We start from the raw sequence: 14770 nt of genomic DNA on the forward strand, positions 1-14770 counted from the left end.
CACACCTCCTACAGGCCCACGGCCTTGTACAGCTCGCCGATCTCCCTGACCGTCAGCGCCCGGACGGTGCCGGGTCGCAGCTGGCCGAGTTTGACCGGCCCGAACTCGACGCGGGCCAGCTGCTGCACGGGGAACCCGACGTGCTTGAGCATCCGCCGCACGATGTGCTTGCGGCCCTCGTGCAGGGTGATCTCCACCAGCACCCGCTTGCCGACCTGGTCGAACACCCGGAACCGGTCGGCCTTGGCGGGACCGTCGTCCAGCGTGACGCCGGCCTTGAGCCGCCGTCCCAGGTCCCGCGGGATGGGCCCGTGGATCTCGGCCAGGTAGGTCTTCTGCACGCCGTAGCTGGGGTGCATGAGGCGGTGCGCCAGCTCCCCGTCGTTGGTGAGCAGGATCAGGCCCTCGGTGTCGGTGTCCAGGCGGCCGACGTGGAACAGCCGCTCGGGCACCTCCACGAAGTCGGCCAGCGACCTGCGGCCCCGCTCGTCGGACATGGTGCTGACGACGCCGCGCGGCTTGTTGACGGCGTAGTAGCGCATCTCGGCGCGGGTCTCCACGCGGCGGCCGTCGACGTGGATGACGTCGCGCTGGGGGTCCACCCGCTCGCCGAAGCGGAACACCTTCTCGCCGTTGACGCTGACGCGGCCCTCGCCGATCAGCTCCTCGCAGTGGCGGCGGCTGCCGATGCCGGCGTCGGCGAGCACCTTCTGCAACCGTACGCCCTGGTTGTCGGTCACTTTCCCTCAACTGTGTCGTCTGGCAGGTCTTCGGGCAGGTAGGGGGCGAGGTCGGGCAGCTCGTCCAAACTGCGCAACCCCAGCCGCTCCAGGAAGTACCCCGTGGTGCGGTACAGGTGCGCCTGCGACTCGGGGTCCTGGCCCGCGTCCTCGATCAGCCCCCGCAGCATCAGCGTCCGGATCACCCCGTCGCTGTTGACGCCGCGGATCGCCGAGACCCGGGCCCGGCTCACCGGCTGGCGGTAGGCCACCACGGCGAGGGTCTCCAGCGCCGCCTGGGTGAGGCGGGCCTGCTGACCGTCGGTGACGAAGCGCTCGACCACCGGGGCGCACACGTCCCGAGTGTAGAAACGCCAGCCGCCCGCCACCTCCCGAAGGTCGAACCCGCGGCCCTGGGCGGTGTATTCCGCGGCCAGTTCCCGCAGCGTGGCGGCGATCTCCTGGCGCGGACGCTCCAGCAGCTGCGCGAGTGTGACCTCGCTCACCGGCTCGTCCACCACCAGCAGGATCGCCTCGATCGAGGCCCGCAGCCCCGGCCCCTCGTCCTGCGCGGACGGGGCGGGGCCCGCGTCCGGGGGCGGCGCGTCCCCGGCCGGCGGGGGCGGCGGGGCAGGCTCGGCGGGGACGCCCTCGGGGGCGTCCTCGCGGGGTGGTTCAGTCATCGGTCTTGTCTTTCTCCGGCTCCCGGGAGCCTTCGTAGTCGTCGCCGACGACGACGTCGCCGTCGTCGGTGCCGGTCCAGGTGATGTGCAGCTCGCCCAGCGGCTCGGCCTGCTCGAACGCGACCGCCTTCTCGCGGTACAGCTCCAGCAGCGCCAGGAACCGCGCGACGATCTCGAAGGTGCCCGCGCAGTCCTCGGTGAGCACGCGGAAGGTGGTGGCGCGCAGCTCGCGCAGCCGTTCCACCACGATCGCGGCCTGCTCGCGGACGCTGGCCTTGGGCTGGTAGATGTGCTCGACCGAGACGGTCGGGGGCGCCTTGGGGGTGAGGGCCTTGGCGGCCAGGCGGGCGAACTCGGCGGGCCCGAGCCCGAGGAGCACCTCGGGCAGCAGGCCGGCGAAGCGGGGCTCCATCGGCACCATGCGCGGGAACCGCCGTCCCTGCTCGGCCATCCGGCCCGCCAGGAACCGCGCGACCTCCTTGAAGGCCCGGTACTGCAGCAGCCGCGCGAACAGCAGGTCGCGGGCCTCCAGCAGGGCCAGGTCCTCCTCGTCGTCGACCTCGCCCGACGGCAGCAGCCGCGCCGCCTTGAGGTCCAGCAGGGTGGCGGCGACCAGCAGGAAGTGGCTGGCCTGGTCCAGGTCCCAGTCCTTGCCGTGCGAGCGGATGTGGGCGATGAAGTCGTCGGTGACCTTGGCCAGCGACACCTCGGTGATGTCCAGCTTGTGCTTGGAGATCAGGCCGAGCAGCAGGTCGAACGGGCCCTCGAAGTTGTCCAGCTGGACGCGGAAGCCACGGCCCTCCTCGGCCTGCGGCTCCTGCGACGTCTGGTCCACCTCGCTCACGGTAGCGGAGTCCGGCCGCGGCCGCGTCCACCGGCCGCGGCGAGCGTCTGCGCAGGCGGAGGGGCGGGCCGCGCCCCCGTGGGATGCGGCCCGCCCCCTGGAGTGGATCAGTGGACGAGGGGGCGGCCCGCCGGCCGGGCGGCCCCGGGGGACGGCGGCTCGGCCTCGGACAGCGCCAGGCGGGCGTGCAGGCGCTCCAGCGGGCCGGGCAGCCACCAGCTGCGGCGTCCCAGCAGCGTCATGGTCGCCGGGACGAGCAGCATCCGCACCACCGTCGCGTCCAGCACGATCGCCGTCACCAGGCCCAGCCCGATCGCCTTGACGGGGGCGAAGCCGCCGAGCGCGAAGCCGGCGAACACCACCGCGATCATCAGGGCGGCGGCGGTGATGATGCCGCCGGTGCGGCGCAGGCCCTCGGCGACCGCGACCCGCGGGGCGTCCCCGGCGAGCCACCGCTCGCGGATCCGCGACAGCAGGAACACCTCGTAGTCCACCGACAGCCCGAACGCGATCGCGCCGATCAGCACCGGGACGGTCAGGTGCACGTACCCCATGCCCTCGGTGCCCAGCGGCCCGGCCAGGTGCCCGTCCTGGAAGACCCACACGACGACGCCGAGGGCGGAGCCGATGCTGAGCAGGTTCGTCAGCACCGCCTTGACCGGCAGCAGCACCGACCCGGTGAACGCGAACAGCAGCACCAGCGTGCCGAGCGCGACCGCCGCGGCCGCCCACGGCAGCCGGTCGGCCAGCATCGCCCGGTAGTCGATCAGCTGGGCGGTGTCGCCGGTGACCTGGACGGGGAACGGCGTGCGCAGGTCGCGGACGGCGTGGACGGCGTCGCGCACGGCCGTGTCGTCGGCCTCGCCGCGCGGGGTGGCGAACAGCAGGGTCCTCGTGGATCCGAGCCGGTCGGTGCCGACCTCGGCGATGCCGGGCATGGCGGCGATCGTCTGCCGCAGGGTCGCCACGCGTGGGTCGCCGGGAGGCGCGTCGGCGACCACCTGGATGTCGCCCGTCCAGCGGGCCCGCTCGGGGAAGTGGGTGTTCAGCTCCGTCCACAGCCGGCGGGTGTCGGTGGAGTCGGGCAGCATTCGCGCGTCGCCCAGGGAGATGTGCAGGCCCAGGACGGGCGCCGCGAGGGTGGCCAGGGCGGCGGCGGTGGCCGCCAGCGTCAGCAGCGGGCGCCGCTGCACGGCGCGGGCCACCCGGGCGAAGGCACCGCCGCGCACCCGCGTCCCGGCCGGGGCGATGCGGTGGCCGAATCGGGCGAGCAGCGCGGGCAGCAGCGTCAGCGCGGCGAGCATGTCGACCAGGACGACGGCGGTGCCGGCCAGCCCCATCGACCGCAGGAACGGGTCGGGGAAGATCACCAGTCCGAGGAGGGCGACCGCCACGGTCAGCCCGGAGAACATCACGGTGCGGCCCGCGGTGGCGGCGGTGCGCGCCACGGCCGCCGCCACGTCTGCCGCCACGTCCGGGTCGGCGCCGCGCTCCTCCCGGAACCGGTTGACCATCAGCAGCGCGTAGTCGACGGCCAGCCCGACCGCGAGCATCGTGGTGACCTGGATGGCGTAGACCGAGATGTCGGTGAGGGCGCTGAAGGCGTACAGGATCCCGAACGTCGCCCCGGTGCCGATCATCGCGACGAGCAGCGGCAGCCCGGCCGCCAGCAGCCCGCCGAACACCACCAGCAGCAGCACCAGCACCACCGGCATGCTCAGCATCTCGGCGCGGGCCACGTCCCGCTGCGCCTGCCCGTTGAACTCCGCCCCCGACAGCGGTCCCCCGGCGACCGTCACGGTCGCGCCGTCCACGTCGCGCAGGCGGTCGGCGGCGGCCTCGGCGGCCTTCTCCGCTTGGTCACCCGGGGTGAGTGCGACCTCCACCAGCAGCGCCCGCCCGGTGGTCCGCGACGGCAGCGGCCCGCTCACCTCCACGACGCCGGGCACGGCCCGCACGGCGCCGATCGCCGCGTCCACCTCGCGCCGCAGCGCGGGGTCGCTCACCGGACGTCCCGCCACGATGGCGGTGATCCGTTCGGGACGCGGGGCGTTGTCGTCGAGCCACCGCGCGGCGCGACCCGACTCGCTGCCGGGAACGCTGCCGACGTCGCCCACCAGGGCGCCGAACACCCTGCCGCCGACACCGAAGCCCGCGCCGACGACGGCGAGCCACAGCACGACGACCAGCCACGGGCGTCGTGCGGAGAAACCAGAGATCCTGCGAAGCATGACGGCCTCCAACGGCCTCCGACCGGAAATGCCGTCTCAAAGGCTCGTCCGGAACGCCGTCGAACGGATCGCCGCCGAGAGCGGAATCGCCGCCCCTCTTCGGAGCGGTGCGCGGCGGGCGCGGCTCCCTCTCAGGAGGGGTCAGGCGTGCGCGGGCGGCGCCGTCTCCCCCGGCCGCACCAGGCCGGTCTCGTAGGCCAGCACGACCGCCTGCACCCGGTCGCGCAGGTGCAGCTTGCTCAGCACGCTGCTGACGTGCGTCTTGACGGTGTGCTCGGTGACGAACATGGCGCGGGCGATCTCGGCGTTGGACATGCCGCGCGCGACGTGCCGCAGCGTGTCGGTCTCGCGGGCGGTCAGCGTCGCCAGCCGGGGGTCCTCCGCGCCCGGGGCCGGCGCGCCGGCGGCGCCCGCGGCGAGAGTGCCGGACCGCCCGACCACGTCGGCGATCAGCCGCCGCGTCACCGACGGCGCGAGCAGCGCCTCGCCGCCGGCCACCACGCGCACCGCGTCCACCAGCTCGCGGCGCCGCATGTCCTTCAGCAGGAACCCGCTCGCCCCGGCGCGCAGCGCCTGGTAGACGTACTCGTCCAGGTCGAACGTCGTCAGCACCAGCACCCGGGCGTCGGTGTCGCGGCAGATCGCGGCGGTCGCCGCGATGCCGTCGACGTGCGGCATGCGCACGTCCATCAGCACCACGTCGGGACGCAGCTCGCGCGCCTTGCCGATCGCCTCGGCGCCGTCGGCGGCCTCCCCGACGACCGTCAGATCCGGCTCGTCGGACAGGATCATCGCGAAACCGTCGCGCACCAGCGCCTGGTCGTCGGCGATGAGCACGCGGATCGGTGCGTCGGCGGGCACGTCCTCACTCTAGGGGCAGAACGGCCGCCACGCGGAAGCCCCGGCCGTCCGGACCCGGCCCGTAACTCAGCTCGCCGCCCGCGGCGGCGACCCGTTCCCGCATCCCGGTCAGGCCGTGCCCGCCACCGGCGTGCGCGCCGTCGGCACCGCCCGCGCCGTTCGCGCCGGTCGCACCGTTCGCGCCGTTCGGGCCGGACCCGTCGTCGTGCACCTCCAGGCGCAGCGCCCCGCCGTCCCACCGCAGCCGTACGCGAGCGCTGCCCGCCCCGGCGTGCTTGACGGTGTTGGTCAGCGACTCCTGGACGACGCGGTACGCGGTCGCGGCCAGGTCGGGCGGGACGCGCCGGGCCCGGCCGTCCTCCTCCAGCGTGACGTCCAGGCCGGCGCGCCGCACCCCCGCCACCAGCGTCGGCAGGGCGTCCAGGCCGGGCTGGGGCCGGCGGGACGGCTCGTCGGCGCGCAGCACGCCGAGCGTGCGGCGCAGCTGCGCCAGCGCCTCGCGCGCCGTGCCGGCGATGGTGTCGAACATCTCCTCGGCCCGGGCCGGGTCGTTGCGCACCGCCACCGGCCCCGCCTCGGCCTGAATGGCGACCATGCTCATCGAATGGGCGAGGATGTCGTGCATCTCGCGGGCGATCCGCTGGCGTTCGCGGGTGGCGGCGGCGTCCTGCTCCTCGGCGAGACGGCGCGCGCGTTCCTCCAGCATCGCGATGCGGTCGCGGCGCGCGCGGGCGGAGGTGCCCATCGCGTACGCCACGAGGAACGGCGCGGCCGCCACGACCAGCTTGCCCCCGATGCCGCCCGGGCCGAGGCTCTGACCGGCGCCGAGCAGCACCGACACCGTGATGGCGGCGGCGCTGACCGCCCCCGCGACCAGCCGCCGCACCGGCGGGCACAGCGCGGCGAAGGTGTAGGTGGCCACCAGCTGCGCCGCGGGCAGATCGGTGAAGGAGTCGGTCAGGTCCATCGTCAGGGTGCCGGCACCGACGACCCCGGTGATCCAGAACGGGTGCCGTCGCCGCCACAGCAGCGGCACCGACCCGGCCGTGGCGAGCAGCGCGACCCACCAGGTCAGGCAGCCGTCGACCGCGGCGTGCACGGTCACGTAGGCGCCGCACACCGCGGCGATGACCGCGTCGACCGCGCTCGGCGGCAGGGCGCGGGCGCGTTCGGCGAGACGCCGAGTACGGGCGATGAGGGTCGCCACGTCGTCTCCTCGCTGCGGGGAGGGGTGGCCGCCCCCAAGTATCGCCGCGCGGAACGGACGCGTCCTCACTCCTGAGAGTGAGGACGGGGCGTCACTTGGCGGCGGCCTCGGCCGCGGCCCAGCGCTGCAGCACCTCGCGGGCCAGGCTGCGGTAGGCGTTGGCGCCCATCGAGCTGGGGTCGAAGAACGTGATGGGCTCGCCCGCGACGGTGGCGTCGGGGAACCGCACCGTGCGGTTGATGACGGTGTGGAACACCTTGTCGCCGAACGCCTCGACGATGCGGCCGAGCACCTCTCGGGTGTGCAGGGTGCGCGAGTCGTACATGGTGCCGAGCACCCCGTCGATCTGCAGGTCGGGGTTGATGCGCGACTGGACCTTGTCGATGGTCTCCATGAGCAGCGCCACGCCCCGCATCGCGAAGTACTCGCACTCCAGCGGGATCAGCACGCCCTGGCTGGCGGCCAGCGCGTTGACGGTGAGCAGGCCCAGCGACGGCTGGCAGTCGATGAGGATGTAGTCGTAGTGCGGCACCGCCGACTTCAGCGCGCCCGCCAGGATGTACTCGCGGCCCACCTCGTGCACCAGCTGCACCTCGGCGCCGGACAGGTCGATGTTGCTGGGCAGCAGGTCCATGCCGTCGACACCGGTGTCGATGACGACGTCCTCCCACTCGGTGTCGTGCTCGAGCAGCAGGTTGTGGATGGTGATGTCGAGCTGGCGCGGGTCGCCCTTGCCGAGCCCGACCGACAGCGCGCCCTGCGGGTCGAAGTCCACCAGCAGCACGCGGCGGCCGTACTCGGCCAGCGCGGCGCCCAGGTTGATGGTGGTGGTGGTCTTGCCGACCCCGCCCTTCTGGTTGCAGATCGACACCACGCGGGCCGGTCCGTGCTCGTCCAGCGGTTCGGGCTCGGGGAAGTTGGGCACCGGACGCTGCGTCGGTCCGAGGGCAAGACTCGGATCGGTCTCAATGGTGGCGGAGGACAGGACTCCCCCCGCAGCCTGTGTGCTGGTCACCAGATCCCTCCCCGGGTGGCCCGGAAAATGCCATCCAGATCCGGGACTCTAGGGCTTGACACGGCGCCTCTCAAGCCGACGCGCGCCGATGGGCGTGTTTTGTCTGGCCCTGATACGTCCCGTTCATCCGCCGGCCTCAGCCGCGGGCACGGGGATGGGACGTGGCGTACACCTCGCGCAGCATCTGCACGGTGACCAGCGTGTAGACCTGCGTGGTGGTCACCGACGCGTGGCCCAGCAGCTCCTGCACGACCCGCACGTCCGCGCCCCCGTCCAGCAGGTGCGTGGCGAACGAGTGCCGCAGTGTGTGCGGAGAGACGTTCTTCAGGTCGGCGCGTTCGGCGGCGGCGCGCAGCACCATCCAGGCGCCCTGCCGCGACAGCCGCCCGCCGCGCGCGTTCAGGAACAGCGCGGGGCCGCCGCGTCCAGCCGTGCTCAGCTCGGGACGGGCCCGCACCAGGTACGCCTCGACGGCGCGGCGCGCGTAGTCGCCCATCGGCACCACGCGGGTCTTGCCGCCCTTGCCGCGCACGCGGGCGAACCCCTCGTCCAGGTCCAGGTCGTCGACGTCGAGGCCGACGGCCTCGGAGATGCGCACGCCCGACCCGTACAGCAGTTCCAGCAGGGCCCGGTCGCGCAGCCCGCGCGCGGTGGCGTCGCCGCCCGGGCCCGCCGCCGCGGCCAGCAGCCGTTCGACGTCGTCGATGCAGATGGCCTTGGGCAGCCGCCGCGGGGGCGTGGGCGGGCGGACGTCACGGGCCGGGTCGCCGGGGGCCAGTCCCTCGCGCAGCGCGAAGCGGTGCAGCCCGCGCACGGCCACCACCGCGCGGGCCGCCGACCCGGCCGACAGCGGCGGATGGTCGGCGTCGCCCTCGCGCAGCCCGACCAGGAACGCCCGCACGTCGTCCTCGCCGACCTGGTCGATGGCGGTGCGGCCGCGCGCGGTCAGCACCGCCAGGTAGCGGCGCAGGTCGCGGCGGTAGGAGCTGAGGGTGTTGGCGGCCAGGCCCCGTTCGACGGCGAGGTGTCCCAGGTAGGTGAGCACGGCCGAGCGCAGCGCGGACGCGCCGCCGTCCGGGCCGCCGCCGGGACCGGGGGCGCCGTCGAGGTCGTCGGCGTCCCCCTGCCCGGCGCGCTGCCCGGCCTGCTGCCCGGCGTGATGTGCGTCGTGCCGTGCGTCGTCCTGTCCGGCTCCAGGGGGCGCGGCGTTCCGGCCGGGCGTGCTCGGTGACAGTGCGGCACCTCTTCCGGGCGGGGTGACCGACAGGGACCTGCCCATCATGCCGCCTTCGACGGCGCCGCGAGACCCGATCGACACGCCGCCCGGCCCGCATGTCGCGCCCGCCCGGGGCCGCGCCGCGGTCAGTCCTCGGGGGCGTCCACGGGGCGCAGGTCGCGGAAGCCGCGCGCCCGCGCCGCCTGCACGGCCAGCACGCCCAGCGAGGCGATCATGTTGTGGATCTCCCCGGCGAGCACCTTGCGGACCGCCTCGTCCAGCGGTACCCACACCACCGGCATGTCGGCCTCCTCGTGCACCCGCTCGAAGCCGATCTCCTCGGCGGGCACCTCGGTGAGGTCGCGGGCCAGGAAGATGCGGACCCGCTCGTCGGACATGCCCGAGGACGGCAGCACGTCGGCCAGGGTGTCCCAGCGGTCGGCGCGGTACCCGGCCTCCTCCAGCAGCTCGCGTTCGGCCAGCTTGTGCAGCGGTTCGCCGGGCACGTCGCGCAGCCCGGCGGGCGCCTCCCACAGCAGCCGGCCCACCGGGTGCCGGTACTGGCGCAGCAGCAGCACCCGGTCGGCGTCGTCGAGCGCGATGATGCCGACCGAGCCGGGATGCTCGATGACGTCCCGCTGGGTGACCTCCATGCGGTCGCCGTTGGGCATGCGGACGCGGTCGCGGCGCACGCGGAACACGTGCCCGCGGAACTCCTCGCCGCTGCCGACGACCTCCCACCGCTCGGGCCGGTCGCGCACGTCGTCCGGGCCGAGCCCGCCGGCTCCGGAGCCGCCGGTCGCGGGGCCGCCGGTCACGGGGCCGCCGGTCACGGGGCGGTCACCGCGTCGGCGCGGCCCCGCGCGGCGGCGTAGTCCAGCGCCGCGGAGATCAGGCCGGTGAACAGCGGGTGCGGACGGGTCGGGCGGGACCGGAACTCCGGGTGCGCCTGCGTGCCGACGAAGAACGGGTGCGCCTCGCGCGGCAGCTCCACGTACTCCACCAGGCGGCCGTCCGGCGACAGCCCGGAGAAGCTCAGCCCGGCCTGCTCCAGCCGGTCACGGTAGGCGTTGTTGACCTCGTAGCGGTGCCGGTGCCGCTCGGACGCCTTGGCCTCCCCGTACAGCTCGCGCACGATCGAGCCCTCGGCCAGGTCGGCCGGGTACAGGCCGAGGCGCATCGTGCCGCCCATGTCGCGCTCGCCGGCGACCACGTCGACCTGGTCGGCCATGGTCGCCACCACCGGGTGCGGGGTGGCCGGGTCGAACTCGGCGCTGCCCGCGTCGGCCAGCCCGCCCAGCGACCGGGCCGCCTCGATCACCATGCACTGCAGGCCCAGGCAGATGCCCAGCAGCGGGATGCGGTTCTCCCGGGCGTGCCGCACCGCGCCGATCTTGCCCTCGATGCCGCGCACGCCGAACCCGCCGGGGATCAGCACGCCGTCGACGCCGTCCAGCTCGCGGCGGGCGCCCTCGGGGGTCTCGCAGTCGTCGCTCTTGACCCAGCGGATGTTGACGCGCGCGTCGTTGCCGAACCCGCCGTGCCGCAGCGCCTCGGTCACCGACAGGTACGCGTCGGGCAGGTCGATGTACTTGCCGACCAGCGCGATCGTGACCTCGCGGGCGGGCCGGTGCACCCGGCGCAGCAGTTCGTCCCAGGCGCCCCAGTCGACGTCGCGGAACGGCAGCCCCAGGCGGCGCACCACGTAGGCGTCCAGGCCCTCGGTGTGCAGGACCTTGGGGATGTCGTAGATGCTGGCGGCGTCCACCGCCGACACCACGGCCTCGCGGTCGACGTCGCACATCAGGCTGATCTTGTTGCGCAGCCCGTCGGTGATCGGCCGGTCCGAGCGGCACACGATCGCGTCGGGCTGGATGCCGATGGAGCGCAGCGCCGACACCGAGTGCTGGGTCGGCTTGGTCTTCAGCTCCCCGGACGGGCCGATGTACGGCAGCAGCGACACGTGCAGGAAGAAGCAGTTCTCCCGGCCGATCTCGTGCCGGATCTGACGTACCGACTCCAGGAACGGCAGCGACTCGATGTCGCCGACCGTGCCGCCGACCTCGGTGATGACGATGTCGACGTCGCCGTCGGCCATGCCGCGGATGCGGTCCTTGATCTCGTTGGTGATGTGCGGGATCACCTGCACGGTGTCGCCGAGGTACTCGCCGCGCCGCTCCTTGGCGATCACGTTGGAGTAGACCTGGCCGGTGGTGACGTTGGCCGAACCGTGCAGTTCGGTGTCGAGGAAACGTTCGTAGTGCCCGATGTCCAGGTCGGTCTCGGCGCCGTCGTCGGTCACGAAGACCTCGCCGTGCTGGAACGGGTTCATGGTGCCGGGGTCGACGTTGAGGTACGGATCCAGCTTCTGCATGGTGACCCGCAGGCCCCGCAGGGCCAGAAGCCGCCCCAGGCTGGACGCCGTCAGTCCCTTGCCGAGGCTGGAGGCGACACCGCCGGTGACGAACAGATGCTTGGTAGGACGTGATCTACCAGTGGCTGCCGATGGCAAGAAGGCGCTCCCGTGGTCGCTGCTGAGGCGGCGTTCATCGCGTGTTCATCGCAAGGTGTCCACCGCACTGTCCACGGGCCACCAGGATATCAGCCGCGAGTGCCCACCGCCGTCCGGGACGCGTTCCCGGCCCCGTCCCCGACTCCCGGTCGAAGGCGAAAGCCCCCGCCCATGGCCGTTTCCGGCCTCGGGACGGGGGCGCCGCCGTCGATCCGGCGGCCGGATCCGCGGCTCGGATCCGGCCGTGGCGTCCGCGGCCCCGATCCGCGGGCCCGCGCACGGGCTCGCGGACCGGGCCGGCGGACCGGGCTCGCGGCGCGGCGGTCAGATCCGCGGGGCCGCGGTCGGCATGATCGTGCGCAGCTGCCGGGTGAGCTCGTCGATCAGCGAGCGGGCCTGGTCGGCGGCGTTGCGGGCGCTGTCGCGCTCCTGCGACAGCTCGGCGATGGCCGCGCGCTGCTCGGTGACCGCCTGCGCGAGCTGGTCGACCCACTGCTCGCGCTCGCCGAGCTTCTCGGCGACCGCGTCGCGCTCGGCGGCCATCTGCCGCATGCCCGCCATGGCCTTGTCGCGCTCACGCTCGGCCGACTCGGCCCGGCCGCGCGCCAGCGTCAGCTCCGACTCGGCCTGCGCCTGCGCCTGCAGCGCGGCGTCGCGCGCCCGTTCGGCCGCCTCCCGGGCCCGGTCGGCCGCGTCGCGCGCCTGCTCCAGCTGGGCGCGGCTCTGCTCAAGCTGAGCGCGGGTCTGCTCCAGCTGGGCGCGGGCCGCCACGGCGGCGTCGCGCTCGCGTTCGGCCTTCTTGGCGGCCTCCAGCGACTGCGCGGCCGTGTCGAGGGCCTGCTCGCGCTCCTTGCCGGCCTTCTGCACCAGCCGGTCGGCGTCGGCCACCCGCCGGTCGGCCTCGGCGGCCCGCCGGTCGGCGTCCGTGGCGCGGCGCTCGGCCTCCTGGGCCCGCCGTTCGGCCTCCTGCGCGCGCAGCTCGGCCTCACCGGCGCGGCGCCGGGCGTCCTCGGACTCCTTGGCGGCCGCCGCGGCGACCTGCTGCAGGTTCTTGGCGGTCAGCTCGGCGTCGGCGGCCTTGGCGCGCAGCGCCGACAGCTCGCCGTGCGCGCTCTCCAGCGCCCGCGACAGCTCGGCGGCCTGCTCGGCGAGCCGGTCGCGCTCGGCCTCGGCGGCGCGCCGCGCGGTGACGGCGTCCTCGACGGCGCGCAGGGCGTCGTCGCGGGCCTCGCTCATCGCGTCGCGCTGCGCCATGGCCTGCCGGACGGTGGCCTCGGCCTCGGCGACCCTGCGCTCGGCCTGCTCGGCCTGCGCCTGGGCCTGCTCCATCTGCGCGCGGGCCTGTTCCATCTGGGCGCGGGCCTGCTCGGCCTGCACACGCGCCTGCTCGGCCTGGGCTCGGGCCTGCTCGGCCTGTCCGCGTGCCTGGTCGGCCTGGACGCGTCCCTGCTGGGCCTGGTTCCAGGCGGCGGCCGCGTCGCGCTGGGCGGTCTCCTTCTCGGCCTGCATGGCGGCCTTCTCGGCCTGCATGGCCGCGATCTGGGCCTGCGCCTCGCTCTGCGCCTCGGCCAGCCGCCGCTCGGCCTCCAGCGCGCGCCGGTCGGCCTCCTCGGCCTGCCCCCGCGCACGCTGCACCTCACCCCAGGCCGCCGCCGCGTCGCGCTGCGCCGACTCCTTCTCGGCCTGCATCGCCGCGACCTGGGTCTGCTTCTCGGCCTGCATGGCCGCGATCTGGGACTGCGCCTCATTCTGCGCCTCGGCCAGCCGCCGCTCGGCCTCCAGCGCACGCCGGTCGGCCTCCTCGGCCTGCCCCCGCGCACGCTGCACCTCACCCCAGGCCGCCGCCGCGTCGCGCTGCGCCGACTCCTTCTCGGCCTGCATCGCCGCGACCTGGCTCTGGGCGTCGTCGTGGGCCTCGGCGACCTTGCGCTCACCGGCGGCGAGCGCGTCCCCGATCAGGTCGGCCATCTGCCGCAGCCGCTCGACGATGTCCCACGGCTGCGCCTCGGCCAGGTCGTGGTCGCTCCGGCCGCCCACCTCGCCCGCGTGCCCGCCGGCCTTGATGGGCTGCTGCGCCGCGGGAACGGGCCAGGGAGAGGCCGCGTCCGGGATCTTGCGTCCGCCGCCCGACCCGTTCAGCTCGCTCACTCCGGCCCTCCAAGTTCTCCTCGCCGTACTCGGCCGACCCGCCGGGCGGCGCGGGCGCGGAGCAACGGTCGCGGGGCTGCTGTGCTCATCTGTTCGCTGCACTCCTCGCCTGGCGGCTCGTCGCTTGGCATATGGAAGGCACTCTAGTGCCGATCACCACAGCGTTTGCCCTGTTTGGGGTTTAGTTTCTTGATCCTCACGGTCCTTTCCCGCAGATCATGCCGCGGGTGCGGCATCTCACGGGCCGTCGCGTGAGATGAAACAATCACAGCTCATGGAGCTTGCGACCCTGTATCCGCCGATCGAACCGTATGATTCCGGGCTGCTGGACGTCGGCGACGGCAACCGGATCCACTGGGAGGTCTGCGGGAACCCCGACGGCAAACCCGCGGTGATGCTGCACGGCGGGCCCGGCGGGGGCTGCACGCCCGCGCACCGCCGGCAGTTCGACCCCGAGGCGTACCGGATCGTGCTGTTCGACCAGCGCAACTGCGGGCGCAGCCTGCCGCACGCCGCCGACCCCGAGGTGTCGCTGGAGAACAACACCACCTGGCACCTGGTCGCCGACATGGAACGGCTGCGCGAGCACCTGGGCATCGAACGGTGGCTGGTGTTCGGGGGGTCGTGGGGCAGCGCGCTGGCGCTGGCGTACGCGCAGACGCACCCCGACCGGGTCAGCGAGCTGGTGCTACGGGGCATCTTCACCCTCCGGCCGTTCGAGCTGTACTGGTTCTACCAGGAAGGCGCCTCGCTCATGTTCCCCGATCTGTGGGAGAAGTACCTGGCGCCCATTCCCGAGGACGAACGCGAGGACCTCCTGCGCGCCTACCACGAGCGCCTCAACTCCCCCGACCGCGACGTGCGCGTGGCCGCCGCGCGGGCCTGGTCGCAGTGGGAGGCGGGCACGATGAAGCTGCGTCCCGCCCCCGCCCTGGTGGACTCGTTCGGCGACCCGGACTTCGCGGTGGCGTTCGCCCGCATCGAGAACCACTACTTCGTCAACGAGGGCTTCTTCGACGACGAGCAGCTGCTGCGCGACGTCGACAAGATCCGGCACATCCCGGCCGTCATCGTGCAGGGCCGCTACGACGTCTGCACGCCGCCCGCCACCGCCTGGGACCTGCACCGCGCCTGGCCCGAGGCCGAGTTCCATATCGTGGACGACGCGGGCCACTCCTACGACGAGCCCGGCATCCTGCACCACCTCATCCAGGCGACCGACCGCTTCGCCCGCTGAGCCCTTCCACGCCGCCCTGACGTCTGTTCGGCGCCGCCCGCGGGGGACCGCGGGCGGCGCGCCGTCTTGAGCGTCGGCGTGGGCCGGGACGGCGGAC

General features: G+C 74.0%; 12 protein-coding genes. 1 reads left to right on the forward strand and 11 read right to left on the reverse strand.

Annotated elements, in window-relative coordinates; translation table 11 throughout:
* Positions 1 to 8: 8 nt before the first annotated feature.
* The 11 genes from ABD811_RS24215 to ABD811_RS24265 form a co-directional block, all read right to left on the reverse strand.
* A complete protein-coding gene (locus ABD811_RS24215; RefSeq protein ID WP_344951931.1) occupies positions 9 to 740 on the reverse strand; it encodes a pseudouridine synthase in 732 nt (243 codons plus the stop codon).
* Positions 737 to 1402: an SMC-Scp complex subunit ScpB gene (gene scpB, locus ABD811_RS24220; RefSeq protein ID WP_344951934.1), complete on the reverse strand. Its 666-nt coding sequence runs from the start codon at positions 1400 to 1402 to the stop codon at positions 737 to 739. The genes ABD811_RS24215 and scpB overlap by 4 nt, the downstream gene beginning before the upstream one ends.
* Complete coding sequence (locus tag ABD811_RS24225; RefSeq protein WP_344951937.1) at positions 1395 to 2237, reverse strand: segregation and condensation protein A; 843 nt, start codon at positions 2235 to 2237, stop codon at positions 1395 to 1397. The genes scpB and ABD811_RS24225 overlap by 8 nt, the downstream gene beginning before the upstream one ends.
* A gap of 116 nt (positions 2238 to 2353) precedes the next feature.
* A complete protein-coding gene (locus ABD811_RS24230) occupies positions 2354 to 4477 on the reverse strand; it encodes an MMPL family transporter (protein WP_344951940.1) in 2124 nt (707 codons plus the stop codon).
* A gap of 141 nt (positions 4478 to 4618) precedes the next feature.
* On the reverse strand, positions 4619 to 5338 hold the full coding sequence (locus tag ABD811_RS24235; RefSeq protein ID WP_344951943.1) for a response regulator: 720 nt from the start codon (positions 5336 to 5338) through the stop codon (positions 4619 to 4621).
* Between the two features lie 4 nt (positions 5339 to 5342).
* A complete protein-coding gene (locus ABD811_RS24240; protein WP_344951946.1) occupies positions 5343 to 6545 on the reverse strand; it encodes a sensor histidine kinase in 1203 nt (400 codons plus the stop codon).
* A 91-nt stretch (positions 6546 to 6636) separates the two neighbouring features.
* A complete protein-coding gene (locus tag ABD811_RS24245) occupies positions 6637 to 7515 on the reverse strand; it encodes a ParA family protein (protein ID WP_344952132.1) in 879 nt (292 codons plus the stop codon).
* Between the two features lie 181 nt (positions 7516 to 7696).
* Positions 7697 to 8842 (reverse strand): site-specific tyrosine recombinase XerD, encoded by a 1146-nt coding sequence (xerD, locus tag ABD811_RS24250; protein WP_344951949.1) that lies wholly within the window; start codon positions 8840 to 8842, stop codon positions 7697 to 7699.
* Between the two features lie 80 nt (positions 8843 to 8922).
* A complete protein-coding gene (locus ABD811_RS24255) occupies positions 8923 to 9609 on the reverse strand; it encodes an NUDIX domain-containing protein (protein ID WP_344951952.1) in 687 nt (228 codons plus the stop codon).
* Complete coding sequence (gene pyrG / locus ABD811_RS24260) at positions 9606 to 11288, reverse strand: CTP synthase (protein ID WP_344951955.1); 1683 nt, start codon at positions 11286 to 11288, stop codon at positions 9606 to 9608. Before pyrG ends, ABD811_RS24255 begins: the two co-directional genes overlap by 4 nt.
* A gap of 324 nt (positions 11289 to 11612) precedes the next feature.
* On the reverse strand, positions 11613 to 13436 hold the full coding sequence (locus tag ABD811_RS24265) for a hypothetical protein (protein WP_344951958.1): 1824 nt from the start codon (positions 13434 to 13436) through the stop codon (positions 11613 to 11615).
* 274 nt (positions 13437 to 13710) lie between these two features.
* Here ABD811_RS24265 and pip point away from each other — a divergent pair, with 274 nt between their 5' ends.
* Entirely contained in the window at positions 13711 to 14673 is a 963-nt protein-coding gene (pip, locus tag ABD811_RS24270; protein ID WP_344951961.1) for a prolyl aminopeptidase, read from the forward strand.
* The last annotated feature ends 97 nt before the right edge of the window (positions 14674 to 14770 follow it).

The sequence above is a fragment of the Actinomadura miaoliensis genome, assembly GCF_039536785.1.
GTDB lineage: Bacteria > Actinomycetota > Actinomycetes > Streptosporangiales > Streptosporangiaceae > Spirillospora > Spirillospora miaoliensis.